A 25,770-nucleotide genomic window follows, 5' to 3' on the forward strand; every position below is an offset into this window, starting at 1 on the left:
CCCGGCGCAGCCCGCTGCGTTCCATCCGGGTGCGGCTGCTGTTCCTTGCGCTGGCGCCGCTGGTTATCCTGACGCCCCTCCTGCTGCTGGTGGGCATGACCCGCTGGACGGCGGACTATGACAAGGTGCTGATCGCAAACGTCGAATCCGACCTGCGCATCGCCGAGCAATACCTTGCCCGGATCATGACCACCACCGGCGAGGACCTGTCCGGCGTGGCAGGCAGCGTCGGTTTCGCCGAAGAGCTCGACGCCTCCGAGGCCGCTTTGCAGGCCTATCTCGACGACACGCGGCGGGCGCTCGGGCTCGACATCCTCTATTACCTGCCGGGCGGGCAGACGTCGGACTGGCCGGTGATCGACAGCGCGCTGAAGGGCACGCCCGCCACCGCCATCGACCTCTTCGACGCCGGGACGCTCACCGCCTTCTCGCCCGATCTGGCCGCCCGCGCCCGGATCGAGCTGATCCCGACCCGCGCCGCCGTGCCCACCGACCGCACGGTGGAGGACCGCGGCATGGTCGTGCACGCCGCGACGCCCGTCCGCCTGCCCGGCCATGACGGCGCGCTGGTGGGCGGCATCCTCCTGAACCGCAACCTGCAGTTCATCGACACGATCAACGCGCTGGTCTACCTGAACGCCGTCACCGGCGGCGACCGGCAGGGCACCGCGACGCTGTTCCTCGACGATGTGAGGGTTTCGACCAACGTGCGCCTGTTCGAGGACGTGCGCGCGCTTGGCACGCGGGTCTCTGCCGTGGTGCGCAGGCAGGTGCTGGACGAGCAGGAGACATGGCTCGACCGGGCCTTCGTCGTCAACGACTGGTACATCTCCGGCTACCTGCCGCTGCACGACAGTTTCGGCGAGGCGGTGGGCATGCTCTACGTCGGTTTCCTCGAAGCGCCCTTCACCCATGCCAAGCGCACCGCCTTCGTCATCATGCTGGCCGCCTTCGCCGCCGTGGTGCTGCTGTCCGCGCCCCTGTTCCTGTGGCTGGCCAAGGGCGTCTTCGACCCGCTGGAACAGATGACCCGGACCATGCGGCGCGTGCAGGACGGCGACCTGTCCGCCCGCAATGCCGTGCCCCGCTCCGGGGACGAGATCGGACAGGTGGCGGGACACCTCGACGACCTTCTCGACCAGGTACAGGAGCGCGACACACAGCTGCGCGCATGGGCGTCCGAGCTGAACCAGAGGGTCGAGGAACGCACCGCCGAACTGCGCGAGGCCAACGCCAAGCTGGAAGACACCTGGCGGCAGCTGGTGATGAGCGAAAAGCTCGCCTCCATCGGCGAGATCACCGCCGGCGTCGCGCATGAGATCAACAACCCGGTGGCGGTCATCCAGGGCAACCTCGACGTGCTGCGCGAGACGCTGGGCGAGGCCGCCCAACCCGTCCAGACAGAGATCGACCTGATCGACGGGCAGGTCGCGCGGATCAACGCCATCGTCGGCAAGCTGCTGCAATTCGCCCGGCCCGACGACTTCTCGGTGACGGAACGCGCGGTGGACCTTGCCCCGGTGGTGCGCGACTGTCTCGTGCTGGTGGAACACGTCCTGACCCGAGCCGACATCCGCGTCGAGACCGCGCTGGCAGAGGCCCCCCGCGTGGCCATCGGGGCTGGCGAGATGCAGCAGGTGGTCATCAACCTCGTGGTGAATTCCGTGCACGCGATGGAGCACAGCGGCACGATCTTCCTGACGCTGGACGCAGAGGACCGCAACGGCCGCCCGGGCGCGGCGCTCAGGGTGCGCGACACCGGGCCGGGCGTGCCGGAGAAGCTGCTTGATACCGTGTTCGACCCCTTCTTCACCACCAAGCAGGCGGAGGGCACGGGTCTGGGTCTGTCGATCTCGCAGACGCTGATCCAGCGCGCCGGGGGGCGGATCAGCTATCGCAACCCGCCGGAAGGCGGCGCGGAGTTCCTCGTCTGGCTGCCCGCCTCGGGCGAGACCTGAGTCCCCGCCGGACCGGGTCCGGCAGCGGGGGTATTGAATAAATGACTTCCGGAATCCGTTCGCGTGCCCATATGCTGGTGACGACTGGTAATGTCATTGAAAATGGACAGCCCGCCCGCAGCCGGTTTTGACGTTGCACCATGGGTTGTCTAAGGTACTATCACTTTGGATTAAATCAGGTTCGAACGATGGCTTTGAAACAAGATTCCCGCATGGGGAAGTTGTCGACCGCGCTCGGCAAGGACGTATTGGTCCTCCAGCGGTTCGAAGGTTTGGACCGGATGAACGGGCTCTTCGAATACCATGTGGCATGTCTGTCCGAAAACGAGGACATCAATTTCGATGACCTGCTGGGCACCAACGCCACGGTAACGCTCAAGTCCCAGGACGACTCCGACAAGTTCTTCAGCGGTCTGGTGACCGAGGCGCGCTGGCTGGGCGCCGGCGACAACGGCATCCGGTACGAGCTGACGCTGAAGCCGTGGTTCTGGCTGGCGACCCTGCGGCGCAACCAGCGGATCTTTCACGAGAAGACCGTGATCGAGATCCTCCAGGAGTTGCTGAGCCCCTACGGGACATTGACGGTGAACACCCAGGGCTCCTACCCGACGCTGGAATACACCGTCCAGTTCAACGAAAGCGACTTCGACTTTGCCGTGCGGATGATGGAACGCCACGGCATCAGCTACTTCTTCAAGATGAGCGACGGCAACCACGACATGGTGCTGACCGATTCCGTCGAAAGCCACGACGTGCTGGGCAGCTTCCCGGTCAAGCCCTACGTCGGCCACCATCAGGAAGACACCGAACACCTGTGGGAATGGCGCCCGGAACGCCGGATGACCACCGGCGCCATCCGAATGACCGATTACAATTTCAAGACGCCCACCACCGTGATGGAGAAGGACCAGACCGGCAGCGCCGCCTATGCGCACGGGCAGATCGAAAGCTTCGACTGGCCGGGCGACTACCTCGATCCCGGCCGCGGCGGCGAGATGGTCTCGCTCGGGCTCGACCGGGCGCAGGGCCACGACAAGCGGTACGAGGCGATGGGCGACATCGTGGGCCTCGTCTCCGGCCTGAAGATCACCGTTTCGGGCGACAGTTCCGAGGTGCCGGGCAAGGGCGACGAATATCTCTGCCTTGTCGCGCACCATTCCTACACCTCCGACAACTACGGCTCGGGCGGCACCTCCGGCGACGGGTTCGCCTTTACCGCGCGCTACGTGATGATGCCGGTGACCTCCCCGCTGATCCCCGAGAAAAAGAGCCGTCGCGCAGATGTGCGCGGGCCGATGACCGCGCTCGTCGTGGGCGCCGAGGGCGAAGAGATCGATTGCGACGAATACGGCCGCATCCTCGTCCGCTTCCCCTGGGACCTCAGCGACGCGCGCTCCATGCGTTGCCGCGTGTCGCAAAACTGGGGCGGCGGAAGCTGGGGCGGCATGATTATCCCGCGCATCGGCATGGAGGTGGTCGTCGAATTCCTCGACGGCGACCCGGACAAGCCGCTGGTGACGGGCTGCGTCTACAATGGCAAGAACATGGTCGCCTACCCCCTGCCCGCCCACAAGACGAAATCGGTCTTCCGAACCGACAGCCACAAGGCTACCGGCTTTAACGAGATGGTCTTCGAAGACGAGCCGGGCCAGGAGAACATCGCCTTCAAGGCGCAGCAGGACTGGTCGCGGCTGGTGCTCAACGACTCGATCAGCCGGGTGAAACGGCACGACATCGAGAGCGTCGGCATGAACAAGATGGTCGAGGTCGGCAACAACCTGAAGATGGAGGCCGGCGGCTCGGTCAACATCTCCTCGGGCGGCACCGGCCCCAACATCAAGAACCTGCTGGGCGGCATCGGCGGCCTGATGGGCAAGTCGCAGTCGCTGGTGAAGAAGGGCGCGTCCGAAGGCGGCGGCTCGTCCGGCGGCGACTTGGGCAAGTTCGCTAGCACCATCGGCGCAAAGGACCTCGGTTTCATCTCCGGCGACGGCGGGGCCGGACGGACGGGGATGCACGGCGCCGACGAGGAAGGCAAGGACGCCAACCACAAGCTGCGCGAGGACGGCTCCAAGTACGGCGAAAGCGGTTATTCCCTGTTCAAGAGCCCGGGCGTGGTCAACACCTTCGCATCGAACTTCCGCTCGGACACCACCGGGGTCGCGTCTGTGGAGTCGGTCGGCCTGACCAAGATCCTGAACGTCGGCGGCGCGGTGAAGGAGCAGGTCGGCAAGAAGATGACCACCGATGTCGGCGAGGACATCGAGATGACCTCCGGCAAGTCCATCCTGAACAAGACGATGAAGCACACGCTGATCGCCACGCAGAAGTTCACCATCGCCGCGCCCGGCGCCACGATCGAGATGGACGCCTCCGGCATCACCATCAAGGCGTTCAGCATGAAGGTGCAGTGCCCCTCGGTGGACTTCAACATGGGCGCGCCCAGCCAGGCGACGGTGTTGCAGGCGCCCCAGGCCTTCTGCGAAGAATGCCAGGGCACGGCAGGGGGTGATTGATGAACGAAGTGGTCACGCACATGTCGGACCCGGCAGCCAGCGCGGACGAGGCGCTGGCCCTTGCGCTGGAAAAGGCCTGCGGTCCGGACCAGGTTGCCTATCTGCTGGTCGACGCCAGCAAGTCGCCCGCGACACAGTTCATCATCGAGACCATGACCGACGACGCGCTGTGCCTGTTCGACGGACAGGCCTTCGAGGATCTGGCCGCCTATGCCCCGTGGCTGGTGCCGTTGAACGGCTCCGGCCGGCGGGTGTTCGACTGGTTCATGGAGGAAGGCTGGAACAAGGACTGGGGCCTGTTCCTGATCGCGGGGCCGGAGGCGAAGAAGGTGAAGACTTCGCTCAAGCGTTCCCTGCGGGTCAAGACGGAGGACGACAAGGAACTGTTCTTCAAGTTCTACCGTCCCAGCGTCTTCAACACCTACCTGCCCGCCATGGAGCCGGAGCAATGCGCCTACGTGCTGCGTGACCTGTCGCAGGTCTGGGCCGAGGATTCCGACAATCCCAACCTCGTGCACCGCTATGCCATCCGCGAAGGCACCCTGCGCCGTGCCGACCTGAGCCTGACTGTCGCCGAGGATGCCTGATGCCACCGCGGCTCACTCTGAACCTCAGTCAGCGGTCGGCGCCGCTCAATGACGACCGGGCCTTCGCCAGGGCCTACGTCGACGAGGTGATGAAGACCCACCTGCCCCAGGACTACTGGTCGCTCTCGCCCGAGGGCCGGATGGAGATGACAATGAACGGCCGCCGCTACGCGCGGCATTTCGGCATCCGGGACGTCCCCTCGCAGATGATGTTCATCACGCTGATGTGGGAGGTAGGGGCAAATTTCTTCATGTTTTCAGGGTTTAAGGAGATCGCGGTCAGCGCGGTCGAAGGCCCTGCCAAGATAGACGCCTTCTTCGAGGTCGACAGCGACCTCGCAGCCGAGGCGATCATGAATGCGGATCCCAGGTACTGGTATCCGGAGATGGCCGGGATCACCGGCCTGAACGGATGAAGCACCTGATGTGAGCCCGGCGTCATGAGCAAGTACCTGAAGGACGAAGGCGTCGATCCGGAGGCCGTGCGCGCCCAGCACAAGCAGGTCGACGACATGTACAAGGACATCGCGACCGAGATCGGCTTTGCCGTCGGCGGCGCGATCCCCGGTGCCGGCATCGCGGTCGACGCGGCCTCGGCGGTGCGCTCGGCGTGGCAGGGCGACTGGTTCGGCGCGGCGGTCGACGTCTTCGGCATGATCCCCGGCTGGGGGGATGCCGCGAAGGCGGCCAAGGTCACCGACAAGGTCAACACCATCCGCCGCACCATCGACGTTGCACGGACCGGGCTGAAGGCATCCTACCGGCAGACCAAGCAGGCGGCGGCGAAATACTGGGACGACGTCGTCAAGAAGCAGAAGGCGGCCTACGAGGCCGCGGCCAAGAAGTGCAACGGCACGAAGGAATGCCTCGAGAAGCTCGAGAAGATGAAATACCCGCCGCATTACGACCAGGTGCCGACCAACGGCACATGGACCAGCGGCAGCAAGGGCGACGGCTGGTTCCAGCCCGCCGACGCCTCGAAGCCCCCGATCAAGTACACTAACGGCTTTCCGGACCTCTCGCCGCATTCGAAGGGCAACGTCGACATCCCGATGAAGGGCAACCATTCGTCGGATTTCACCAATGCCGACAAGGCGATGCGCGAACAGCTGGGCGACGACAACTGGACCCGGCCCGAAGGCTACACTTGGCACCACCACGAAAACGGCACGACGATGCAGCTTGTGCCGCAGGACATCCATTCGACCAGCAAGGGCGGCTACGCCACGCACACCGGCGGCGCCGCGCTTTACAAGGGCAGCCACCAGTCCGAATTCTAACCCCCGCAGACAGGGGCAAGGGAGACCGCCATGCCACAAGATCCGATCATCGCCCCCGAAGGCAGCGCCTGGCCTGACGAAGCCGCGCTGGCCGACGCCGTGGCAGAGCTGGAGGCCGCGCTCGGCACCACCCTGCCCGAGCCCTACCGCAGCTTCCTGCTGACCTATGGCGGCGGCGCGCCCTACCCGCTGATCTTCGATTACGCCCCCGATGAGGACGATCCCGAACGCTTCCTCGACCGGCTGAACCGCCCGGCCCGCGTGCAGGAACTGGCCACCGGCAAGACCTTCGGCGACGGCACCCCGCAGGGCTTCGCCGCCATCGGCGAGGACCCCGGCGGGCTGATCGTGCTCCTGTCGCTGCATCCGGGCGACTTCGGCGCGATCTACGCTTGGTCCGCCACCGCAGAACCCTGGGGTGGCCCGAACAACTCCCCTGACATGCTGGTGCCCCTGGGGGCCGATTTCGGCGCTTTCATGGCCTCGCTCTACGAAACCGAGGACCTCATGGGCTACGAACACTGGAGCACGCCGCAGCGCCGCGCCCTGCAGCGGGACCTCGTGCTGCCATGATCCCCGAAATGCTCGCCCTGACCTTCCCGGAGAACTGGCCGCCGACGCTGACTCTTGCGTCTCTGCCGGGTGTCTCCGTGACCCTGTCGGACGGCGATGCAGAGACACTGGGCAGCCAGTCGGCGCTGTTCCGGGAGATTTACGGCGACACCCGGCAGATCGGGTTCAGCCCGGGCTTCGAGAAGGCTATCGCAAAGGCGCTGGATGAGTTCCCCGAAGGCGTGATGCCCCGCATCGGCATGTGCAGCTGGAAAGCCTCCACCGTAGTGCACGCGCCCTGCCGCAGCGTGGCCGATGTGATGCGCGTCATTACTGCCAACGACCCGCGCGTCGCGCAGGCGATATTCGACCACCGCATCAGCAAGCGCCCCATCGTCCTGCACCTGCGCGCCTGGCGCGACATTCCCGACTGGGCCGAATTCCGGCTGTTTGTAAAGCGCCGCCGCCTTGTCGGCGTGTCGCAGTACGCCTGGCAGCAGACCTTTCCCCAGATCGCCACACAGCACGCGGCCATCGTGACGGCTGTCAACGCGCTGCTCAGGGACATATGGGACGACCTTCACATGGACGACGTGGTGATCGACGTCTGCGTCCTGCCGGAAGGCGACGCGCTGAAGGCCTGGCTGATCGAGCTGAACCCCTTCGACCGTCGCTCCGATCCCTGTCTCTACCGCTGGGAAAACGGCGGAGACTTCGACGGCGGTTTCAGGTACAATAGACACCAAGGCGCGGCGGCCTTTCACGGGGCGCCGCACAACGGATCCGCGTCCGGGTCGTATTCCGGACCTGCATAAGGGCCGTGCCCCGGGTATTACGAAGAGGCTATTGAAAGAAAGGATTTCAGAATGGGACAACCGATTTGCTGTCTCGGCGACATGCACACCTGCAACATCACCATTCCGGCCAGCCCGGTCAGCCCCGCGATCAAGCACCTCGGCGGGCCGGTCGTCCAGCCGGGCCAGTTCCACGTCCGCGTGATGGGGCGCCCGGTGGCCGTCGTGACAGGTCAGACGATCTGCATGAACCTCATCATCCCGCCCGGCGCGCCGCCGGTGCCGACGCCCGACCCGATGGTCAAGGGATCGATGATGGTGCGGATCAACAACCTGCCGGTGATGCGGATCACCGACCTCTGTTCCCACGGCGGGCAGATGTCGACCGGCAACCCCATGGTCAAGATCGCCATGTGACCGGTCCGGGCGGCGGTTGACAGCTGTCAACCAACCCGGTCAACCTGCCTGCGCCGGCCGTCCTGGCCGGCGTTTGATTGAAAGGGGTTCGTATCCATGTCCTTGCGCACATTCGCCTGTATCGCCGCCTTTGCCTGCCCGTCGCTCTCCGCGCCCGTAAGCGCGCAGGAGGATGTCGCCAAAGGCCAGAAATTCGGCGCGTGGACGGTGTCCTGCGAGGCGCTCGGCAAGAACCGCACCACCTGCATTTTGACCCAGACCCTGAGCCGCGACACCGACAATGCCTTCATCGCGCAGATGATGGCCTTCTGGTCGTCGGACGGCAGCCAGCGCTTCATCGCTGCGCGCGTGCCCATGGGCGCCTACCTGCCCTCCGGCTTTGCGATAAGGGCCGAGGACTCCGACGAGGCGATCCCCTTCGTCTGGCAGTCCTGCTTTGGCGACGTCTGCGAGGCCATGCGCCAGGTCGACGGCGAAGAGATCGACACCGTCGCGCTGGAGAAGGGCACCGTGCTGGGCAGCTTCCGCCCCCGGCTGGGGATGGAGCCGTTCGTCTTCCGCTTCTCGATGGAAGGGCTGGACGCCGGGCTCGAGGCGCTGCGCCCCGCTGCCGCGGAGTGACCGGAGGCAGTTGACGGCTGTCAACCTCACGCCGCCCGCCGTCCACCGCCATTGAGCAGCGCCATCACCATCGGCTTGGTCGAAAATGCACCTTCCGCGCCGCGCATCGAGAGACTGCGGAGATAGCCGCCCGGGCTCTGGATCTGTTCGGCATTCTGGAAGATGCAGGCCACGGTCACGGCGGCATTGCAGGCGCCACCATCGCCGGGATCGAGACATCACACATGATCCGCAAGCGGCAGATCACGGCCAACGGGGAAACGACTTTCCAGATTTTCGACTGGCTCGCAGCATACGCCTGTCCTGCGGCCAAGGCATTCCGCTTTCAGGAAAACTTGTCGACAGAATCGTCGGGCTGGACCATTCGCCGGGGTCCGCTCACTCGCCGCAGCTTATTTCGCAGAACTGCCCGGAGTGTGCCATCCGCGCCGAGCAACTGAAACACATTCTTCGCCAGACCGAGCTCATCCATGATAATCTCGCACATGACCGTCCTCCTTTGCGGATCATCGCAAACCCACCTTGGCACACAGATGCCGTCGGGGGGCGGTCAGAACATCAAGGCCGCCGCGCCGACGATAACGACGACCCGCGACCCTGCCCTGCGTACCGATGCTTGGCAGGACGCCGAAAAGGGTTTCTTCGAGTAGCGGTGCCCAAGGTCGGTACGGAACCTGTCACGCCTAGCCGCGCCGGGGTCCGATGCCGTCGCGGTTCAGCCCAAGCCGCGTTGCATGCCATGACGCCTCGGCGCGAGACGAAATGCCGAGCTTGCCGTAGATCGACTTGATGTAGCTTGCCACCGTTGTCTCCGCGAGGCCGAGCTCGCGCGCCACCTCGCTGTTGCGCAGCCCGCGCGAAATAAGCGCCAGGACCTCTGTCTCGCGATCAGTGAGCCCGTGGGTGGGCGGGGCACTCGGGCCGGTCAGGCTGAAATGCTCCATGATCCGCCGCGCGATCGAAGGCGAAAGCGCGGGCAGGCCCAGATGGATCTGGCGCAACTGATGAGCCAGCAGCGAGGCCGGGTTCTCCTTGAGGAGGTAGCCTTGCGCCCCCGCAGAGAGGGCGCCCACGACGCTGGCATCATCACCGAGCACGGTGGTGACGACGCAGATCGTGGCGGCGCGGCTGTCCCTGATCTGCCTCAGCAGGTCGAGGCCTGACCCGTCCGGCAGACCCAGGTCGATAAGCGCCAGATCCTGCGGCTGTTCCAGCAGCCCGCGTGCCTGCCGCAGCGTCTCGGCCTGCGAGACCTGCGCGCCTGCAAAAACCTCCTCGACGATGGCACAGAGCCAGCGGCGGGTCTCGGCAATATCTTCGACGACAAGGATCCGCATCAGCCCGCCGCCCTTACAAGACCGGCCGTGTCAGGCGCGCGCCTCCCGGCCAGCGGCAGGGTGGCGCGCACCCGGGTGCCGCCCTGTGCGGGCTCGATCACGAGCGTGCCGCCACAGGCCTCCACGCGAAAGCGCAGGTTTGAAAGCCCGCTCCCCCGCCGCAGCCAGTCCCCCTTGGCGCCGGTCCCATCGTCCTCGACAATCAGGCTGAGTCTCTCACCCGGCAGGGGAAGAAACCGGACGAGCACATTGCGGGCTTCGGAATGACGCAAGGCATTGCTGACGGTCTCTCGCAACAGCGCGCGGACCGTTTGCGCCTGAAGCGCCGTGAGCGTGATCTGCGGCGCATCCCCGGCGCTCAACCCGCTGTCCTGCCACGCCATCCCGATCCCAGCCGCTTCGAGATGGTCGCCGATCTCTCGCCGGAGGTCCGCCAGAAGCTGCGCCAGAACCGCTCCGTCCTCCGCCGGGTTCGACACGATCTGCCGCAGGTCCGAGAGGGTCTGGCGGATCAGCATATCCTTCCGCTCGGCGTCCGACGAGTGCAGCGCGCCCAGCAACTGGACCCCGATGTTGTCATGCATGTCGCGGTTGATGCGGCGGCGTTCGGTTTCGACGGCTGCGTCATGGGCGCGCTGCCGTGCGATGGACCGGTCGAGCATCTCGACCACGCTGCGCGCCAGCTGTTCGTCGCGCCGGTTGAACAGGACGCGCCCCTGCCGCGCCCAGTGCAGGCGGATGCCCGGGAGCCCGTGCGGCAGCGGGATCTCAAGCGTTTCGCCCCCGTCGCGCAGGCCCGCCACATCGAAGGCCGTGGGGCCTTGCTCGATGCGGAGCGGATCGAAGAGACGCTGCAACAGGGCATGCAGCGCGGCATCGCGGTCCTCCGCCCGGGTGGCCAGAGCCACGTCGCCTACCAGAGCGAAAAGCTCTTCGCGGGCCAGTCCGCGGTCGTTACGCAGGTGGCGGGCCAGCACGTCGCGAAGCGGCAGATAGACAAGTCCCACCACGGCGAGCGCGAGGCCGAGCGCGGGCGCCCGGTCGAGCGCAAGCCCGAGGATCAGCGCTGCGTCGAGCACCAGCAGCAGAAGGACGCCGCCCATGTAGAACAGGATGCGGAAGGACCAGTCCGATAACTCGAACAGCCGATAGCGCGCGATTCCCATGGCGAGGCCGACGAAGATCACGAGGAAGAAGAGAAAGGCATAGCCCTGCGAAAGGCTTGGCGTCGCGCCCATCAGTAGCGGAAGGGTGACGGTCAGGCCGAAGCCGCCGGCTCCCACAAGCACGGAAAGGCCGAACCATCCGAGCATGGCCCGCGCCGTGGGGTTGCGCCGGTTCATCACCGCCTGCGCCAGAACCGCGGCCAGCAGGATCAGCATGGCGAGTGCGACGGGCGCCTGTCGGTCCAGTAGCGCGTCCGGCCAGTCGACGAAGACCGTGAGGATGCAGGTCGCGAAAAGCGCCGCGACGGACCAGAGTACCGCCCGCCCGGCAAGGCGGCTCGGATAGATCAGGAAGAGGTTGATCATGCCGATCCCGAAGACCAGCGTCCCGAGGTAGTTCAGCCGCGAGGCGATCGTGAATACATTGGCGCTGAGCGCAAGCTCCCGGGTGCTGTAGAGCGCGGCCGCGTCGGCAGAGATCATCAGGCCGACACCTGCAAGTCCGAAGAACTGCACCGCCCGGTCTTCGCGCCGCAAGGCCATGACCCAGCCGCCCAGAACGACCCCTGCAAGCCCCACGCCAAGCTGAACCCAGAAGACACCCGGCAGGTCGCCAAGAGGCCGGGTGGAAGCCGGTCGGATCTCTTGCATGACGGAGTCGGTCGCGCCTTGAGGGCGTATCAGAAGGTGCGTGGTGGGGGCTGCCATACGGGCGTGCAGCTCGGTCTGCTTGGCAAAGAAGGCGCGCATCGCCGCCGGGTCTGGCAGGGCGTCGGGCTCTTCGGTCAGGTCTCGCGCATCGACCGGCAGGGCCGGGAAGCCGGGAGCCGCAACCGAAAGCAGCGTCGCGCCCTGGGGGACGCTGCCTTCGGCGGGACCGTCAGGATGGACCGAATGGACTGTGGCGCTGTCATCCGGCCCCGCGACGAGCAGCACCCCGAGCCAAGGTTGACTGAGAGCGACCCAGAGCACCAGGAAAGCGACCGCAAGCCCAAGTGCCAGCGCCGACGCTGCGAGCAGAGCCGGAGAATAGGTTTGCTTCATGCGGTGGGTGCCATGTCACGAGAAACATCAAAAACCAAGTATTCCGAAAGCTTAGTGCCAGTTTTTTTGCTTGAATACCCCTGAACAGGGGAGAGACAGCGCAATTCCCGGACGCCAAAAGGATTTATTATCAATTTATTAAGGATAAGAGGGATGCGCATTGCAATTCTTGGGCGGCTCGGCTTGGCGCTGGTGCTTGGAACGTCGCTGTCCGGCTGCCTGCATGGCGGCAGTGGTGGTGGTGGCGGAGCCGGTGGCGGCGGCGGAGGTGGCGGAGCCAGCGGCTCAGGTTTCGACGCCGAGTTCGATCGCGTCACCGCCAAGGCTCCGACGTCGAACATGCCGACCGCGATCAACGCATCCTATGCCGGACGGCTGAAGGTGGACGTGACCGATCCTTCCAGCACGATCGGCCAGGTCGAGGGCGATCTGAACCTCGATGTGGCCTGGAATGACGGACAGACCACCAACCCGTTCACCGGGACGGCGTCGAATTTCACCGGCACGCTGGCGACCGGCGAAACGGGCACCATCGACGGCACTCTGACCGTGAACGACAGCTTCGGCGGGTCCATCAGCAGGGTGGTCAATCCCGCGATGAATGTGGGCGGGATCACCGTCCCCGAGACACAGACCGGGGCGCTGAGCGTCACCCTCACCGGCGACCTGAGCCAGGGCGGCACCACGGCCGACACGCTTATCACGCTGGGCGGGTCGTTCTTCGGCAATGCCGGTGAGGCCGCGCTTGGGCCAGTGGTCGGCGGTTACAACCTGCCGGGTTCGTCCAATCCGGCGGTGTTCGACGGCGCCATCGCAGGCACCTACTACATCGAACAGAAGTGATGACAAGGCTCGCGGCATTGGGCGTGCGGCGCCTGCTCGCGGGCCTTTTCCTTGCACTGGCGCTTGTGTCGCAAGCGCCGGCGCAGCAGCCTGACGCGATTGCCCGCGCCGAGGCGCAGGTAAATGCCGGAGACTATGCCACAGCTATTTCCGCCCTGCAGGGAATGGGGCCCCAAGCGGTGCGCGAAGCCGAGCTGCGCCGTCTCTGGGCACTCTCCATGGCGCATATTCGGCAGGGTCGACCGCGCGCGGCGCAGCCTTGGCTCGACCGGCTGGTCTCTCTTGCGCCCGATGCCGTCAACTACCGTCTGGAACTCGCCAACGCGCTCGAGGCTGCGGGTCAGGCAGAACGCGCGCGCTACCACTATTCCCTGGCGCGCGGAGCCGCGCTGCCGCCGCCGCTTGCCGCCGAGGTGACGCGGCGCATCGACGAGATCGACCGCGCCCGGGTCTGGGAGGGCAATTTCCGCTTCGCGATCGTGCCCGAAAGCAACCCTGCGAAACGGACCGCGGTTGACACCATCATGATCGGCGACCGGCCCTTCAAGCTCAAGGATGGCTCACGCGCGCAGCCGGCCCGGGGCATAGAGCTTGGCCTCGGGCTTGTCGCCCTGCCCCGGCTGGCACCGGATCTGAGGCTTCGGCTGGGAGCGGCCGTCGATGCGCGGCTTTACGAAGAGGGCGCGCCCGACGACATTCAGGCACGGGCGGAACTGGGGCTGTTGCACTTCGGCGACCGCAACCGCAGGCTGGGCGCCGGGCTCACCCTTGGAAAGCGCTGGATCGACGGAGAGGCCTACGCCAACACGCGCGGCGTCTATCTGACCTGGGGCCGGTCCATCGACGCCCAGGCGCGAAGCACGCTGAACCTGACGCTGATCCGCGAGCGCACCGACTATGAAAGCCCCGGCACCGAGCCTGCCACCCGATCCGTCGGAGCCGCATCGCTCAGCCACACGGTCACGCCCCGCCTCCAACTCAGCTTCGGTTTGCAACTGGAGCGGACCGAAAGCGAGCTCGCAACCGAAGCCGGGCAAGGTGGAGCGGTGACGCTTGGCGCGCGCTACGCCTTCGAAGGGGGGCTGCTCGCCGAGCTGACGTTGGCGCTTGGCCGGCATGAGCGCGAGGGTCCCGACAGCCTGCTCGGAATTGTGCGCGAGGACCGGCGCCAGAGCCTTTCACTGAAGCTCACGCACCGCGATTGGGCGGTCGCGGGCTTTGCGCCGGTGCTCGAACTCGGGGCAGAGCGGCAAGACTCGAACAACGACATCTTCAGCTACGAAAACCGCCGCGCGTTGGTGGGCATCACCCGGCGGTTCTGACGCCTTCGGAAGTCGATCGCGGCGCCCGCACGACCTATCCGTGGGGCATCGCGGTCGAAGCTTGCCCGACGGTTCTGCCGCTGAGTTTTCCTGAAAGCGGAATGGCCTGGCCGCAGGACAGTCTTATGCTGCGAGTCCGGCGAAGATCTGGAAAGCCGTTTCCCCGCTGGCCGGGATCTGCCCCTTGCGGATCATGTGTGAGGTCTCGATCCCGGCGGTGGTGGCGGCTGCCTGGTGGACCGCTTTGAAGCCCATCATCGGGTGAGTGAGCCGCTTGATGAAGCGATGATCCTGTTCGAGAATAGTGTTGAGGTAATTGACCTGCCGGAGGCTTTGTTGTGCAAAGAGGGTGAAACCCGAACGTTCCCTTTCCCCGGACGCACTTATCCCACTGGCTCGATGACAGGCCGAGCGCGGTGTAGCCGTTCAGGACGGCGGCGCGGATCTGGAGTTCTGCGACCTGACGATCGAAGTCGCGTGCCATGAGGCTCTGCCCCAGCAGCTTCACGCAATGCATCTTCGTCTCGGCGCGGCTTCGGCGGTGGTATCCGCTCCACTTTCGCCAGATGGCGCGGCCGAGGTATCTCGATACGCGCAGCGCCTCGTTTCGGGCAATGGCGCCTGCGGTCGAGGGCTTCCAGGGCTTGGCATTCTGGCGCGGCGGTATGACGGCATGGGCGCGGCGATCGGCGACGGCGTCATGGCACTTGCGCGTGTCGTAGGCTCCGTCTGCGGTGACCGAGCCGATTTCCACATCAGGCGAGATCTGGCTGAGCAGTTCGGGCAGCATGGGCACGTCACCGACGTTGCTCCCGGTGATCTCTATGGCTCGGATCTCCAGCGTCTGTTCATCGACGCCGATGTGGATCTTGCGCCATAGACGGCGTTTCGCGCCACCGTGTTTGCGCGCATGCCACTCGCCTTCGCCCTCCGCCTTGATGCCGGTGCTGTCCACTGCCCGGCAGGGCATCGCGAAGTGATGTTCCGAGAGGGGATCAGAAAGTTCAGCGGCCCCTGTGAGCCGCGGCAGGGAATGGTCACGGACAAGGTCTTCTGGCGCCGGCTCAGTGTGCTGAAGTCAGGCACTGCCCAGTCGAGGCCGATCTGGCCCAGGAGGCTTTCGACGAACCCAGTCGTCTGCCGAAGCGCCATGCCGAACAGGACTTTCATCGTCAGGCATGTCTGGATCGCGGCATCGCTATAGAGAGGCTGTCGGCCTCGCTTGCCGGTCGGCCGCGGCACCCAGACCATGTCCGGATCTGACCAGATCGTCAGGGACCCACGCTGCTTCAGCGCTTCGATTTAGGCCGGCCAGTTCTTGGTTTTGTAGCTCGGTGGGATGGGTCTGCTCATGCATACCAGCTACTACTTTGGATTCACGAGATGAATCCCTCGCTCGACCTTTGCGCAACAAAGCCATTGGGAGGTCAGATCAGGGCGCTCTCCGGTCATGTGCTGCGCCGGGCACGAACGCCGGTGACGCCTCGGATCTGAGCGTTGCCTATACGCCAACGCCAGCGTCACTCGCTCGGGTCTCCTCAGGCCGGGCGGTGACCGCATCTTCCCGAGCGACATCAGCGGCCCAGTCATAAAGCTCCGTCAGGAAGTTGCGCAGGGCCTTTCCCCGGGCCGTCAGCCCGTAGGTGACTTCGCGCGGATAGGTGTTCGTCTCGGCCCGCTGCACGAGGTCACGCCTCATCAGGCCGACGATCCTTTCGGTCAGGACCTTCGGCGAAATGCGTGGCAAGAGCGCCTGAAGCTCGGAAAACCGCTTTGATCCGTCCGACAGGTGCCACAACAGCAGGGCATTCCATCGGTGACCGAGAAAGCCCAGCCAGTCCTCGGCAAGGCATTCGTCGGGACGGCAAACGGTGGGCTTGGCGGTAGTCGGTCCGGGCATCGTGCTTCCCATTTGGTTAGTCCAGAGTCGCCATGTTCTAGGGCTTCCGCGGGGTCTCTGGCAGGTCCGAAAGCATAGGGAACATGACATGAAACGGATACTGATAATTGGTGGCTATGGCCACGTGGGGCAGAAGATTGCGCGACGGCTCGTGGCGGCCGGCAGGACGGTGACGCTGGCCGGGCGCGACGGTGCAAAGGCGGCGACCGTGGCGGCACGGCTGGGTTGCGAGGGGACAGTGCTGGATCTCGACCACCCCGGAAGCTGGGCGGAGCCCCTTTCGACGGCCACGGTCGTGATCTGTTGCCTCGACACGCCGTCGGCCGATCTGGCGCGGGCGGTTCTGGAGCGCGGCGCACGCTACATCGACATCTCGGCAACCGACGCGGTGCTGCGCCGGATAGAAGAGCTGGATGGGCTGGCGCGGGAGCAGCGCACGCTTGCGGTGCTGTCGGTCGGTCTGGCGCCCGGACTGACCAATCTTCTGGTGCAGGAGGCGCGCGCCCAGTGCCCCGAGGCGATCCGTTTTCGTATCGGCGTCCTGCTGGGACTGGGCGACAGCCATGGTCCGGCGGCGATCGATTGGACCTTGCGCAATCTGGCACCGATTGCGTCCGGTGACATTCAGCCAATGCGGTTCGGTCATGACCGCCGCGCCCGGCCAACGATCCCGTTCGACTTTTCCGATCAACACAGCCTGATGCGTCGTGGTTTCCCGAAGGTAGAGACACGGCTGGCCCTGGCTTCACCGCTCATTTCACCTCTGACATTGAAAGTGCTGGCGTGGATGGCCGGACGCCCTGCCCTGCGAAAGGCCCTGACGGTCGGCATGCCTTTTCTGAAGATCGGAAGCGACCGGGCCGCGCTGGTGGTTGAGGCCTACACCAAAAACGACGAGGCACCCGCATGTCGCCTGACCCTGGAGGGCCGCGAGGAGGCCGAGATCACGGCACAGGTCGCCGCAGAAATAGCGATACGGGCCGAGGACATGCAGGGACAGGGCGTAAGGCATATCGATGATTTGTTGCGCCTGCCGGATATTGCTGGGGCATTGTCTGCCCAGCATGTCTCGTACTCCGGCGCAAAAGAATGAGGGAATCTGTCTGTCGTACGGATATGTGCGGGCTAGGTGTTTGATCCCACGGTTTGATGGTGTGATCCTGTCTCAGGAATGGAAGGAAGCATTATGGGCCAGGTTGGTCACGGGAGCGCCACGACCACGCACGCTGTCAGAGCATTTTAGCCAACGCCTCGCGGACGATGGAGCGCGGGTCAAGATTGCTTTGCGTAAATGCCACAAGATCCGGAAGATAACCTGCCTGCGAGCAGGTCAGGAAGTCCTTGTTCCGCACTCCGTCGATCAGAATTTGCGCGGCCTCTTCTGCGCTGATCGCCTGCGCGCGCCGGGACGGCACACCGAACTGAAAATCGGCCAGCGTCGGCCCTCCGGGCGCCGGGGGCGGCGGGGCGCCGTCGCGGTCCGACGCGGCGGTCACGCCGGGACAGAACACCGATATGCTGACGCCGGTATCCGCAAGTGCATGGGCAAACGCATAGCTCATCGAAAGCTGCGCGCCCTTCGAGGCGATATAAGGCCCCATGAAGCGGATCGGCGGGTCGGGCAGCAACGCCAGCCCCGAAGACGTATTGACGATATGGCCGCTGCGCCGGGCCAGCATTTCCGGCACGAACGCGCGGATCATGCGCACATAACCCAGAACATTCACCTCGAGCGCCTGTCGCCACAACTCGATCTCAGTCTCTAACAGAGGTCCCGTAACGGGCGGTCGCGCGGCATTGTTGATCAGAATGTCTACCCCGTCGCAGATGTCCATGACAGCCTCGTGCAGCGCGGCAACCTCGCCGTCGTCTCGAACATCGCAGCGAAACCCGTGAGCCCGGCCGCCCGGAAGACCGCGCGCCGCAGCCTCGGCCCCGGCGCCGTTCACATCGGCGATCACGATGTTGGCGCCAAGGTCGGTCAGGCGACGAGCGGTCGCAAGGCCGATGCCCGTTGCGCCGCCCGTGATGAGGACGGTCTTGTTTTCAAAGCTCATGGTCATCTGTCGTCCCTCGATATCGTTGCATCAACGGGAAAAACCGCGACGCATGGCCCGGAGGGCCCTCGCGCACCCGGATCTTACCGGCGGCTTATAAATCCCTTGCTTTTTGCAACACTCCTGCGGCCCAGATGGCGAAGACACGCAAAGACGGGCAACCTCTGACCTAACCCAGTCCGCAGAGCGTACAAATTGAGCGACATGTACACGACGCGGACAAAGTCGCGGGCGCGGCTGCGAAAACGCACAAGCGCACACATACTGCTGCGAAGACCAAGAACAGGGCCGGTTCCACGTCATCAGATCCGGTCAGCAGGGAGGAAACGCGTGACGGACATCATACACAACGAAACAGCGGAAGTGACCCGCAAGCCCTGGCAGATCCTGACGGCTTGCTCGTTCATCCTGTGCATCAATGCGGCGTTTCCGATCTACGGCGCCAGCGTGATCAACACGGAGATGGTTTCGCAGATGGGGGCAGAGCGCACTCTTCTGGGCCTGCTCGTGTCGGTCAACATGATCGTCACGGGCCTGACTGCCCCTCTGATGGGCGCATTCGTCGGCCGGGTCGGCGCACGGGCCACGCTGATCGGCGGCAGTGTCCTGATGATCGTCGGCGCGCTGGCCATGGCGCTACTGGTGAACAGCGTTGTGCCCGCCGTGCTGACCTTTGGCATCGTGTTCGGCCTTGCCATGAGCGCGGGCGGCTTTGTCGCCAACCAGACCTGTGTGGCCGGGTGGTACAAGGAAGATCGGGCCCGCCCCTTCGCCATTCTTTATGCAACGATGGGCGTCGGCGGGTTTATCGCCACTCCCTTGGTCAGTGGCGCGATCAGTTCGTCTGGCGATTGGCGCAGCGGTTGGTTCGTGTTCGCCATTCTCGGCGTCATCGCGCTGCTTCTTTCTGTCTTCGTTATCCGCGACGCTCCGGCGGCAGACGCAGAGCCCCAGGTCGGCCCTGCGGTGGAGGCGACGGGCTCCGGCGGCATCAAGTCCATTCCGGTCTGGATCGTGATCTTCACCATCGTCGTCGCAGGCGCCAGCAGTTCGATGTATATCGCGCATGGCTTGACGCTTCTCAACGACTTCGGACATCCGGCATCTTTGGCGTCGAAGTCTCTGGGGGTGATGGCCGCGTCCACCTTGCTGGGCAACTTCGTGATCGGAACATTCACGCAGAAATATGGTATCAGGCGCATTTTGGCCGGCGGCGGCATTTGCTTTGCCCTCGGGCTTGTTTTGCTGGTCAATGCGAACACGACCATCCTTCTGTTTACGTATCCGGTGTTCTTGGGCGCGGGCTTCGGAGCCGTGCAGGTCGGCACCATGGCACTGCTCAGCAAATGTGTGGCACCTGAAAAGTTTCCCGCCGCGATCGGGATCACGCTCTGCTTGGAAACTCTGATCGCAGCAAGTTCGCCCTTCATCGGCGGGTATGTCTTTGAAACCTTGCACACCTACATGCCCATGGTGATGGCACTGGTTGCATTGAATACATTGGCTGCATTTATATTGCTGGTCACCGGGAGGCTGTTTCCCGCACGTGCCTGAGGATCATTGTTCCTAAACAGGCATTAAAAAGATCCGAGAAAAGCGCAGCTAGTGAAAGCCATGCTGCGCTTTTGATTTTACAGCGGCAGAGCATCTCTGGATCCTGCTCAGGATGCATTCTCGATGAGCTACGATTCTGAATATCGAACCTTTTATTCCGTACGCACAGCGGACTTGCGCGACAGTGCGCTTTGCGCCCACAAGAAATACTTCTAATTTGTTCAGGAAGCGCGACCAAAACTATTGAGAAAATCGAAAGTTTCTGGCTTTGCGTTTTGATAACAAAGTGAGGAGAATTACCGTGAAGGTGATGCAGACCGTCAAGCTTGCGGCAAGCGCCGATGTTGTTTGGGATTATATTCGGGACTTTTACAATTTTGAAGAATGGCAGCCGCATATCGTTTCGACCGAGAAAGGTCCGAATGAAGGCGAACGTGTTGTTCAGATGAAGCGTGGCAACACGGTGCTGGACCGTATTGCGGTCCTGGACGATGAATCGCGCGTGCTGGCATACGAGATGGTGCCCGGCCAGCCGACCGCCCCCGGCGCGCCCAGCCTTGAAGGGTTTCTCGCAAAGTTCATGGTCAGCGGTGCGGGCGAAAATTCCGAGGTTGAATACAGCATCGAAGTCGAAGTCCCTGAAGAGATTCGCCCGATGGCGGAAAAGGGTATAGGCGCAGACATCACCGGTGCACTTGAGGGTCTCACCGAGAAATTCGGCGCCGCCGCCTGATATATATCTCAGGCGCGTACCGCGAGATCACAAGAATTTCAGTCGGTATGCTTCGCGCATGCCGACTGAACCAAGATAACCGCGGTGCATTTGAAGACGCGAAATAAGCAGATCGATCTCACTCGCCACGTCCATCAGCGGCGGCGACGATAGATTTCATCTGCCATCTCAAAAAACAAACAATCGCTCGATCAATTCAGGGAAGATCCACATCGGGCGAAAATAAAAAACAGGGAGGGACGTATGAATAAGCTCTTTGGAGTAATGATATCGTGTGGCTTGGCGCTGCCAGTTTCCGCAGTCGCGCAGAATATGCCGGGCGGCGCGCCGCCCCAAGCCGCACCGGGCCTAGACAGTCCGCCGTTGACCTTCGGTGAGATAGAAGTCTCGGGAACCGCCTTCGTGGGATATTCAAGCGATGGCTATGGCCAGGAAGGCGCAATCCTCAGGTCTGACATCAACCTGAAGGGCGCCTACGATTTCCACAACGGAATCACCATCGGATTTTCGACCGATATCGATCTCATCGCCAAGGGGGACAACCCCTATGCCGTTCCCGTCAATGGCCCCAGCGCCTACATCGACGACTACACGATCTGGGCCGATTTTGGCCAGTATGGCAAACTGTCTTATACAACCGAAGGCAACTGTGTCAGCGAAGATGCGCCGTGGATCGACGGTGAAATATATAGTGAAAACAATACGTCTATCTGGCACCTGATCGCCCCGAATTTCCGCTGTGTTGGCGGCGTGGCGCCCTTGCTTGCGTTCCCGGGCTATGCGATCCCCGCCGACGGATACTTCAAGTACGAATTCAAATATGATCGCTTCGGGCTCGAAATCCTTTATGACCACGATCTGTCGTTTACCGACCACATATCAGGCCAGACGTTCGAAGGCGATGAAACCGCGACGGTCTTTGGCGGCGAATCCCCGGCCCAGGCCCAGGTCATCCTGAACTACCGCTTCGACTTCGCAACCGTGTCCGTCGGCGCCAACGATCTTGACGACCGGTTCTTTCGCTTGATCAAGTTCATGCCTCAATACGACCTTCTGCTCATCGGCACTCGGGAATGGCGCAAGGGTGATGAAAAGGATCCTTTGACCGTTCTTTTGGCCGACTGGTCACCGAAGAATCTCGGGCTGTTTCGCGGCGCAGCGTTCGAAGCCTACCTCGATGACAGCGATCCACAGCATACCGAAAGCTATATCGGCCAGCTCAAGTTTGGCACCGATATATGGCAGACCGGGTTCAGCGTCGACAGCGAAGGGAACTGGGCCATGGAAGCCGCTTATGAACTCTCCCCCAAAACGCGGCTCTTGCTTGGATATGATGCCGGGCTGAATGGAAGCAACGGCAAGGATCGCTTTTATTCTGGTTCTCCCGATCCCGATCTGGGCTGGCGCGATGCGCTTGATCGGGGCCCAGCCTGGGAGTTCGGATTGGAATATACGTTCTGATGCCAGACAGCGACGTCGCATCCGTCAGCGAGTCCAATCGGCACTTTTGAAATTGCCGGCTCTGACAATTTAAGAGTGCTCAAGCGGCTGAAGATCGAACGAAAATCATTCCCTGCAGAAATGCGGGGAGTGAATTTCTTTTATGAGCTCAACTTTCAGAATTGTCCGCACCCTCTCACACAAACGTTCAGTGAGTTGGAAGCCACATCCTCCAATATTCAATCCAAACGTACATGCAGCGGACGCCCCCGGACCCGTCCTTGTTTGCTCAGGGCTTTGGCAAGAAAATATGCCCATACCTGATAGGGAGGATAATTTGTGAATACCGTCTCGAAAACGACTGCCGCGCAGCCAATAGCGGGATATCTGCCGCAGCCAGAACCGGGGTTGACCGGTGAGGAGGTGATCCGCCGCGCTGTTGAAATGCGCCCTTTGCTGCTGGCGGATCAGGCGGATTGTGAGGCCCGCGGAAGCTATTCTCTGGAAATGCACGAACGATTCCGCAAGGCGGGCTTCTACCGCGTGCTTCAACCCAAAATGTACGGCGGTTATGAATTCGATCTGACCGTATTCGCGCGCGTCATCATGGAAATTGCGCGTGGCTGTCCGGGCACCGGCTGGGGCCTGTGCCTTGCCTCCGCCCATGCGCTGAACGTTGCGGGGATCTATCCCAAGGCCGGACAAGATATCATGTTCGGAACGGACGGAGAATTCGCAGCACCCGCCCGCGCCGTTCCGTCGGGAACTGCGACCGAAACCGACGATGGCTGGATCATCGAAGGCACCTGGGACTACTGTTCCGGCTCGCCGCACAGCAATTGGGCGATCTTCGGCGTTCGGATCATCGAGAAGAACTCGGACGGCAAGCCTGTTATCGGCACCGCCGTCGTGCCGCGCGATCAATGGGAGATGCTGGACAACTGGCGTGGCTTCATCGGTCTCAAAGCCAGCGGATCGAACAGCATCCGGGTGGACAAGGCCATCGTCCCGAAGGAGCTGGTGGTCAAGCAGAACCTCTTTGCCATCAATATCGACGGCGGAACCGAAGGCTACCACCTTCATGGGAACTCCATGTATTCCGGCCGCATGTTCGGCTTTTTCCAGACCGAGATCACGTCGATCCTTGTCGGGATCGGATATGCGGCGCTGGATGAGTTCGAGAGTAAGCGCTGTCTGCGCCGCACGCGGGATCAGCTTGACGGGTTGAAGTTCCAAGGCAGCAACTCGTCGATCCTGCTGTCCGGGTGACCGGCGGCGATGGCTTCGAGGGTCGTCCGCAGATAGGCGAAGGGCTCCACGCCATTTATCTTCGCGGTGGCGATCAGGGAGGCGATGCGGGCCCATGTGCGGCCGCCTTCATCATGGCCGGCGAAGAGAGCGTTCTTTCTCGTCAACGCGATCGGTCGGATCAGGTTCTCGACGGCATTGGAGTCGATCTCGACGCGGCCGTCGTGGAGGAAGGTCTGCAGACCGCCCCACTGGCGATGGATGTAGGTCAGCTTCTCGCCGAGGCGCGACTTGGCCGAGATGCGCAAGCGCTGTGCCTGCAGCCAGTCACCGAACTCGGCGACGAGAGGCGCGCTGCGGGCCTGGCGGGCGGACAGACGTTGGCCCGGGCCCATGCCGCGGATCTCGGCCTCGATGCGGTAGAGTTCGGCGATCCGGCGCAGCCCCTCGGAAGCGATCTCCGATCCATCCCGGTCGAAGACTTCCTTCAGCTTGCGGCGAGCGTGTGCCCAGCAGTGGGCAACCGTGATCGGCGCGCCGCCCTTGCGGGACGGGCGCGTCAGCCGATCGTAACCGGTGTAGCCATCCAGTTGCAGGATGCCGTCGAAGCCCTGCAGGATCTGCTCGGCATGCGCTCCTGCGCGACTGGGCTGGTAGGTGAACACGACACCGGGCGGGTCTTCTCCGCCCCATCCACGGTCATCCCGGGCAAGCGCCCAGAGGTAGCCGGTCTTGGTTCGGCCTCGTCCCGGATCGAGCACCGGGGCAGTCGTTTCATCCATGAAGAGCTTGGTCGATCCCTTCAGATGTTCGGCCAGCCGGTCGGCGACAGGACCGAGGTGGAAGGCTGCTGTGCCGGCCCAGTCCGCCAGGGTGCTGCGGTCGACCTGGATGCCGGAGCGCGCCAGGATCTGGCTTTGGCGGTAGAACGGCAGGTGATCCGCGAACTTCGAGACCAGCACGTGGGCGATGGCGCCCTCGGTCGGCATCCCGCCTTCGATCAGCCAAGGTGCGGCGGGCGCCTGGATGACCCCGTCCGTGCAGATCCGGCAGGCATACTTCGGCCGGATGTCGACCAGCACGCGGAGCTGCGCCGGAACGATGTCGAGGCGCTCGGTGCGGTCCTCACCGATCCGGTGCATGCGGCCACAGCCGCACGGGCAATCGAGGCTCGCCGGTTCGATGACACGCTCGATGCGCGGCAGGTCCGCAGGCAGATGACCGAGGTTGCGCTGCCGTGCCGGGCGCGGGGTTCTGGTGGATGGCGCGGCCTGCTCCTTGCGGGTCTCGACCTCGGCGACGGCCGTTTCCAGGTCCTCGAAGGCCAGCTGCCGGTCGTCTTCGCTCAGCTTCTCGGACCGCTTGCCATGTACGACATGGTTCAGCTCTGCCACGAGATGCTCCAGCCGGCGGTTCGCTTCCTTCAGCGCATCGCGCTCCTGCAGCACCGCCAGGACCGCGGCGCGCTGGCTCTCGGGGATCGCGGACAGGTCGATGGGCGGGGCGTCGGGCATGGCCGAATTATACCGTGCTCGGGGCGCCGATGCCCGGGCATTCCCGAGGCCGAGTCACTCTGCCACAGCCGGTCGTCGCACCTCCAGAGACCGCACCCGACGCCAGTCCAACCCGGCAAACAGGGCTTCGAACTGCGCCCGGTTCAGCGTCATGGCCCCGTCGCGGATCGCGGGCCAGGTGAAGGTGCTTTCTTCCAGTCGTTTGTAGGCCATCACGAGCCCACTGCCGTCCCAGAACAGGATCTTCAACCGGTCGGCCCGCTTCGAGCGGAAGACAAAGACGGTGCCGGTAAACGGGTCCTCGGCCAGCGTCGACTGGACCAGCGCCGCCAGACCGTCATGCCCCTTGCGGAAGTCGACCGGCTTCGTCGCCACCAAGATCCGCACGCCCTGCGAGGGCATCAGCATGGATGCGCCTCCAGCGCATGGACGATCTCGGCAATGCGGGCCGCGGGGATGTCATGCGCGAGTTCGATCACGACAGCACCCCGAATGATCCTGATCGGGGCCGCCTGCGATGCTACCTTCGGATGCGCTTCCTCCTCGGCGACCTCGCAAACGACGAGAGGTGCAAAGACAGGTTCCTCGACTTCGGCCGCAGGCAGCACAAGCTTGCCTTGCTTGGCCTCTCGTCGCCAAGCCGAGAGCTGATTGGGCAGAATGCCAAACCGCTCCGCCACGGCATTCACCGTGGCACCAGCCTCCAGGGTCATCGAGACAGCCAAGGCCTTTGCCTCATCCGGCCAACGGCGGTGACCCGACGCATAGATCTCGACCCCCAGCGATTTGAGAAACGAATTTGTAGCGCACATTGCGAAACGCACTCCCCATCATGAGATGGAGATCACCTCGCAGCCGAAGCCATCAGCAGCAACGTGGGGTCCAGA

Annotated in this window: 26 protein-coding genes and 3 pseudogenes; 18 read left to right on the forward strand and 11 right to left on the reverse strand. The window is 63.7% G+C overall.

The window, feature by feature from the left end; all coding sequences use genetic code 11:
- Positions 1 to 14: 14 nt before the first annotated feature.
- The 9 genes from QNI11_RS23700 (at position 15) to QNI11_RS23740 (ending at position 8,725) form a co-directional block, all read left to right on the forward strand.
- Positions 15 to 1,958 (forward strand): HAMP domain-containing sensor histidine kinase, encoded by a 1,944-nt coding sequence (locus QNI11_RS23700; RefSeq protein ID WP_283983948.1) that lies wholly within the window; start codon positions 15 to 17, stop codon positions 1,956 to 1,958.
- Between the two features lie 212 nt (positions 1,959 to 2,170).
- On the forward strand, positions 2,171 to 4,474 hold the full coding sequence (locus QNI11_RS23705; RefSeq protein WP_283983811.1) for a type VI secretion system Vgr family protein: 2,304 nt from the start codon (positions 2,171 to 2,173) through the stop codon (positions 4,472 to 4,474).
- The gene (locus QNI11_RS23710; protein ID WP_100931167.1) at positions 4,474 to 5,061 is read left to right on the forward strand and encodes a DUF4123 domain-containing protein; all 588 of its coding nucleotides are present in this window, start codon (positions 4,474 to 4,476) and stop codon (positions 5,059 to 5,061) included. The genes QNI11_RS23705 and QNI11_RS23710 overlap by 1 nt, the downstream gene beginning before the upstream one ends.
- On the forward strand, positions 5,061 to 5,477 hold the full coding sequence (locus QNI11_RS23715; RefSeq protein WP_283983812.1) for a hypothetical protein: 417 nt from the start codon (positions 5,061 to 5,063) through the stop codon (positions 5,475 to 5,477). Before QNI11_RS23710 ends, QNI11_RS23715 begins: the two co-directional genes overlap by 1 nt.
- A 24-nt stretch (positions 5,478 to 5,501) precedes the next feature.
- Positions 5,502 to 6,341: an HNH endonuclease gene (locus QNI11_RS23720; protein WP_100931165.1), complete on the forward strand. Its 840-nt coding sequence runs from the start codon at positions 5,502 to 5,504 to the stop codon at positions 6,339 to 6,341.
- A gap of 30 nt (positions 6,342 to 6,371) precedes the next feature.
- The gene (locus QNI11_RS23725) at positions 6,372 to 6,914 is read left to right on the forward strand and encodes an SMI1/KNR4 family protein (protein ID WP_283983813.1); all 543 of its coding nucleotides are present in this window, start codon (positions 6,372 to 6,374) and stop codon (positions 6,912 to 6,914) included.
- Entirely contained in the window at positions 6,911 to 7,708 is a 798-nt protein-coding gene (locus QNI11_RS23730) for a hypothetical protein (RefSeq protein ID WP_283983814.1), read from the forward strand. Before QNI11_RS23725 ends, QNI11_RS23730 begins: the two co-directional genes overlap by 4 nt.
- 51 nt (positions 7,709 to 7,759) lie before the next feature.
- Positions 7,760 to 8,104, forward strand: a complete 345-nt coding sequence (locus QNI11_RS23735) for a PAAR domain-containing protein (RefSeq protein ID WP_100931162.1) — start codon at positions 7,760 to 7,762, stop codon at positions 8,102 to 8,104.
- Between the two features lie 96 nt (positions 8,105 to 8,200).
- Positions 8,201 to 8,725, forward strand: a complete 525-nt coding sequence (locus QNI11_RS23740) for an invasion associated locus B family protein (protein WP_283983815.1) — start codon at positions 8,201 to 8,203, stop codon at positions 8,723 to 8,725.
- Between the two features lie 26 nt (positions 8,726 to 8,751).
- On the opposite strand, the gene repC is transcribed toward QNI11_RS23740, so the two are convergent.
- Positions 8,752 to 8,904 carry a replication initiation protein RepC gene (repC, locus tag QNI11_RS23745; RefSeq protein ID WP_100931160.1) on the reverse strand — a complete coding sequence of 51 codons (153 nt, stop codon included), beginning with the start codon at positions 8,902 to 8,904 and terminating at the stop codon, positions 8,752 to 8,754.
- A 15-nt stretch (positions 8,905 to 8,919) separates the two neighbouring features.
- Between repC and QNI11_RS23750 the strand changes: the two are divergent.
- A pseudogene (locus tag QNI11_RS23750) lies at positions 8,920 to 9,018 on the forward strand (IS6 family transposase); the annotation flags it as partial.
- Positions 9,019 to 9,050: 32 nt separating this feature from the next.
- Here QNI11_RS23750 and QNI11_RS27775 read toward each other — a convergent pair.
- A complete protein-coding gene (locus tag QNI11_RS27775) occupies positions 9,051 to 9,212 on the reverse strand; it encodes a hypothetical protein (RefSeq protein WP_373418464.1) in 162 nt (53 codons plus the stop codon).
- Between QNI11_RS27775 and QNI11_RS23760 the strand changes: the two genes are divergently transcribed.
- Complete coding sequence (locus QNI11_RS23760; RefSeq protein WP_283983816.1) at positions 9,211 to 9,375, forward strand: hypothetical protein; 165 nt, start codon at positions 9,211 to 9,213, stop codon at positions 9,373 to 9,375. The two genes, QNI11_RS27775 and QNI11_RS23760, sit on opposite strands and share 2 nt — an antisense overlap.
- Before the next feature lie 33 nt (positions 9,376 to 9,408).
- Here the strand turns inward: QNI11_RS23760 and QNI11_RS23765 are convergent, their stop codons facing one another.
- Positions 9,409 to 10,062 carry a LuxR C-terminal-related transcriptional regulator gene (locus tag QNI11_RS23765; RefSeq protein ID WP_370312795.1) on the reverse strand — a complete coding sequence of 218 codons (654 nt, stop codon included), beginning with the start codon at positions 10,060 to 10,062 and terminating at the stop codon, positions 9,409 to 9,411.
- Positions 10,062 to 12,272, reverse strand: coding sequence for a sensor histidine kinase (locus QNI11_RS23770; protein ID WP_283983817.1), 2,211 nt, complete (start codon positions 12,270 to 12,272; stop codon positions 10,062 to 10,064). Before QNI11_RS23770 ends, QNI11_RS23765 begins: the two co-directional genes overlap by 1 nt.
- Before the next feature lie 153 nt (positions 12,273 to 12,425).
- Between QNI11_RS23770 and QNI11_RS23775 the strand changes: the two genes are divergently transcribed.
- Positions 12,426 to 13,115: a hypothetical protein gene (locus QNI11_RS23775; RefSeq protein WP_157815089.1), complete on the forward strand. Its 690-nt coding sequence runs from the start codon at positions 12,426 to 12,428 to the stop codon at positions 13,113 to 13,115.
- Positions 13,115 to 14,437 (forward strand): surface lipoprotein assembly modifier, encoded by a 1,323-nt coding sequence (locus tag QNI11_RS23780; RefSeq protein WP_283983818.1) that lies wholly within the window; start codon positions 13,115 to 13,117, stop codon positions 14,435 to 14,437. The genes QNI11_RS23775 and QNI11_RS23780 overlap by 1 nt, the downstream gene beginning before the upstream one ends.
- 123 nt (positions 14,438 to 14,560) lie before the next feature.
- Here QNI11_RS23780 and QNI11_RS23785 read toward each other — a convergent pair.
- From QNI11_RS23785 to QNI11_RS23795, 3 genes and pseudogenes are all read right to left on the reverse strand, one after another.
- A pseudogene (locus tag QNI11_RS23785) lies at positions 14,561 to 14,767 on the reverse strand (DDE-type integrase/transposase/recombinase); the annotation flags it as partial.
- 73 nt (positions 14,768 to 14,840) lie between these two features.
- Positions 14,841 to 15,739, reverse strand: a pseudogene (locus QNI11_RS23790) (IS5 family transposase); the annotation flags it as partial.
- 199 nt (positions 15,740 to 15,938) lie between these two features.
- The gene (locus QNI11_RS23795) at positions 15,939 to 16,337 is read right to left on the reverse strand and encodes a helix-turn-helix domain-containing protein (RefSeq protein WP_283983819.1); all 399 of its coding nucleotides are present in this window, start codon (positions 16,335 to 16,337) and stop codon (positions 15,939 to 15,941) included.
- 88 nt (positions 16,338 to 16,425) lie between these two features.
- On the opposite strand from QNI11_RS23795, the gene QNI11_RS23800 reads away from it, so the two are divergent.
- Positions 16,426 to 17,430, forward strand: coding sequence for a saccharopine dehydrogenase NADP-binding domain-containing protein (locus tag QNI11_RS23800; RefSeq protein ID WP_283983820.1), 1,005 nt, complete (start codon positions 16,426 to 16,428; stop codon positions 17,428 to 17,430).
- A 136-nt stretch (positions 17,431 to 17,566) separates the two neighbouring features.
- Here the strand turns inward: QNI11_RS23800 and QNI11_RS23805 are convergent, their stop codons facing one another.
- Positions 17,567 to 18,400, reverse strand: coding sequence for an SDR family oxidoreductase (locus QNI11_RS23805; RefSeq protein ID WP_283983821.1), 834 nt, complete (start codon positions 18,398 to 18,400; stop codon positions 17,567 to 17,569).
- A 324-nt stretch (positions 18,401 to 18,724) separates the two neighbouring features.
- On the opposite strand from QNI11_RS23805, the gene QNI11_RS23810 reads away from it, so the two are divergent.
- The 4 genes from QNI11_RS23810 (at position 18,725) to QNI11_RS23825 (ending at position 23,390) form a co-directional block, all read left to right on the forward strand.
- A complete protein-coding gene (locus QNI11_RS23810; RefSeq protein WP_283983822.1) occupies positions 18,725 to 19,948 on the forward strand; it encodes an MFS transporter in 1,224 nt (407 codons plus the stop codon).
- Positions 19,949 to 20,258: 310 nt separating this feature from the next.
- Positions 20,259 to 20,681 carry an SRPBCC family protein gene (locus tag QNI11_RS23815; protein WP_283983949.1) on the forward strand — a complete coding sequence of 141 codons (423 nt, stop codon included), beginning with the start codon at positions 20,259 to 20,261 and terminating at the stop codon, positions 20,679 to 20,681.
- 243 nt (positions 20,682 to 20,924) lie between these two features.
- Complete coding sequence (locus QNI11_RS23820) at positions 20,925 to 22,142, forward strand: hypothetical protein (RefSeq protein WP_283983823.1); 1,218 nt, start codon at positions 20,925 to 20,927, stop codon at positions 22,140 to 22,142.
- Between the two features lie 318 nt (positions 22,143 to 22,460).
- A complete protein-coding gene (locus tag QNI11_RS23825) occupies positions 22,461 to 23,390 on the forward strand; it encodes an acyl-CoA dehydrogenase family protein (RefSeq protein WP_283983824.1) in 930 nt (309 codons plus the stop codon).
- Here the strand turns inward: QNI11_RS23825 and QNI11_RS23830 are convergent.
- Genes QNI11_RS23830 through QNI11_RS23840 form a run of 3 tightly spaced genes read right to left on the reverse strand, consistent with a single transcriptional unit; the run spans position 23,333 to position 25,608 of the window.
- Positions 23,333 to 24,883: an IS66 family transposase gene (locus QNI11_RS23830; protein WP_283980626.1), complete on the reverse strand. Its 1,551-nt coding sequence runs from the start codon at positions 24,881 to 24,883 to the stop codon at positions 23,333 to 23,335. The two genes, QNI11_RS23825 and QNI11_RS23830, sit on opposite strands and share 58 nt — an antisense overlap.
- Positions 24,884 to 24,937: 54 nt before the next feature.
- The gene (gene tnpB / locus QNI11_RS23835; RefSeq protein WP_259969301.1) at positions 24,938 to 25,291 is read right to left on the reverse strand and encodes an IS66 family insertion sequence element accessory protein TnpB; all 354 of its coding nucleotides are present in this window, start codon (positions 25,289 to 25,291) and stop codon (positions 24,938 to 24,940) included.
- Positions 25,285 to 25,608, reverse strand: a complete 324-nt coding sequence (locus tag QNI11_RS23840; protein ID WP_283983825.1) for a transposase — start codon at positions 25,606 to 25,608, stop codon at positions 25,285 to 25,287. Before QNI11_RS23840 ends, tnpB begins: the two co-directional genes overlap by 7 nt.
- Positions 25,609 to 25,770 lie beyond the last annotated feature (162 nt).

This window comes from Sagittula sp. MA-2, assembly GCF_030126985.1.
Taxonomy (GTDB): Bacteria; Pseudomonadota; Alphaproteobacteria; order Rhodobacterales; family Rhodobacteraceae; genus Sagittula.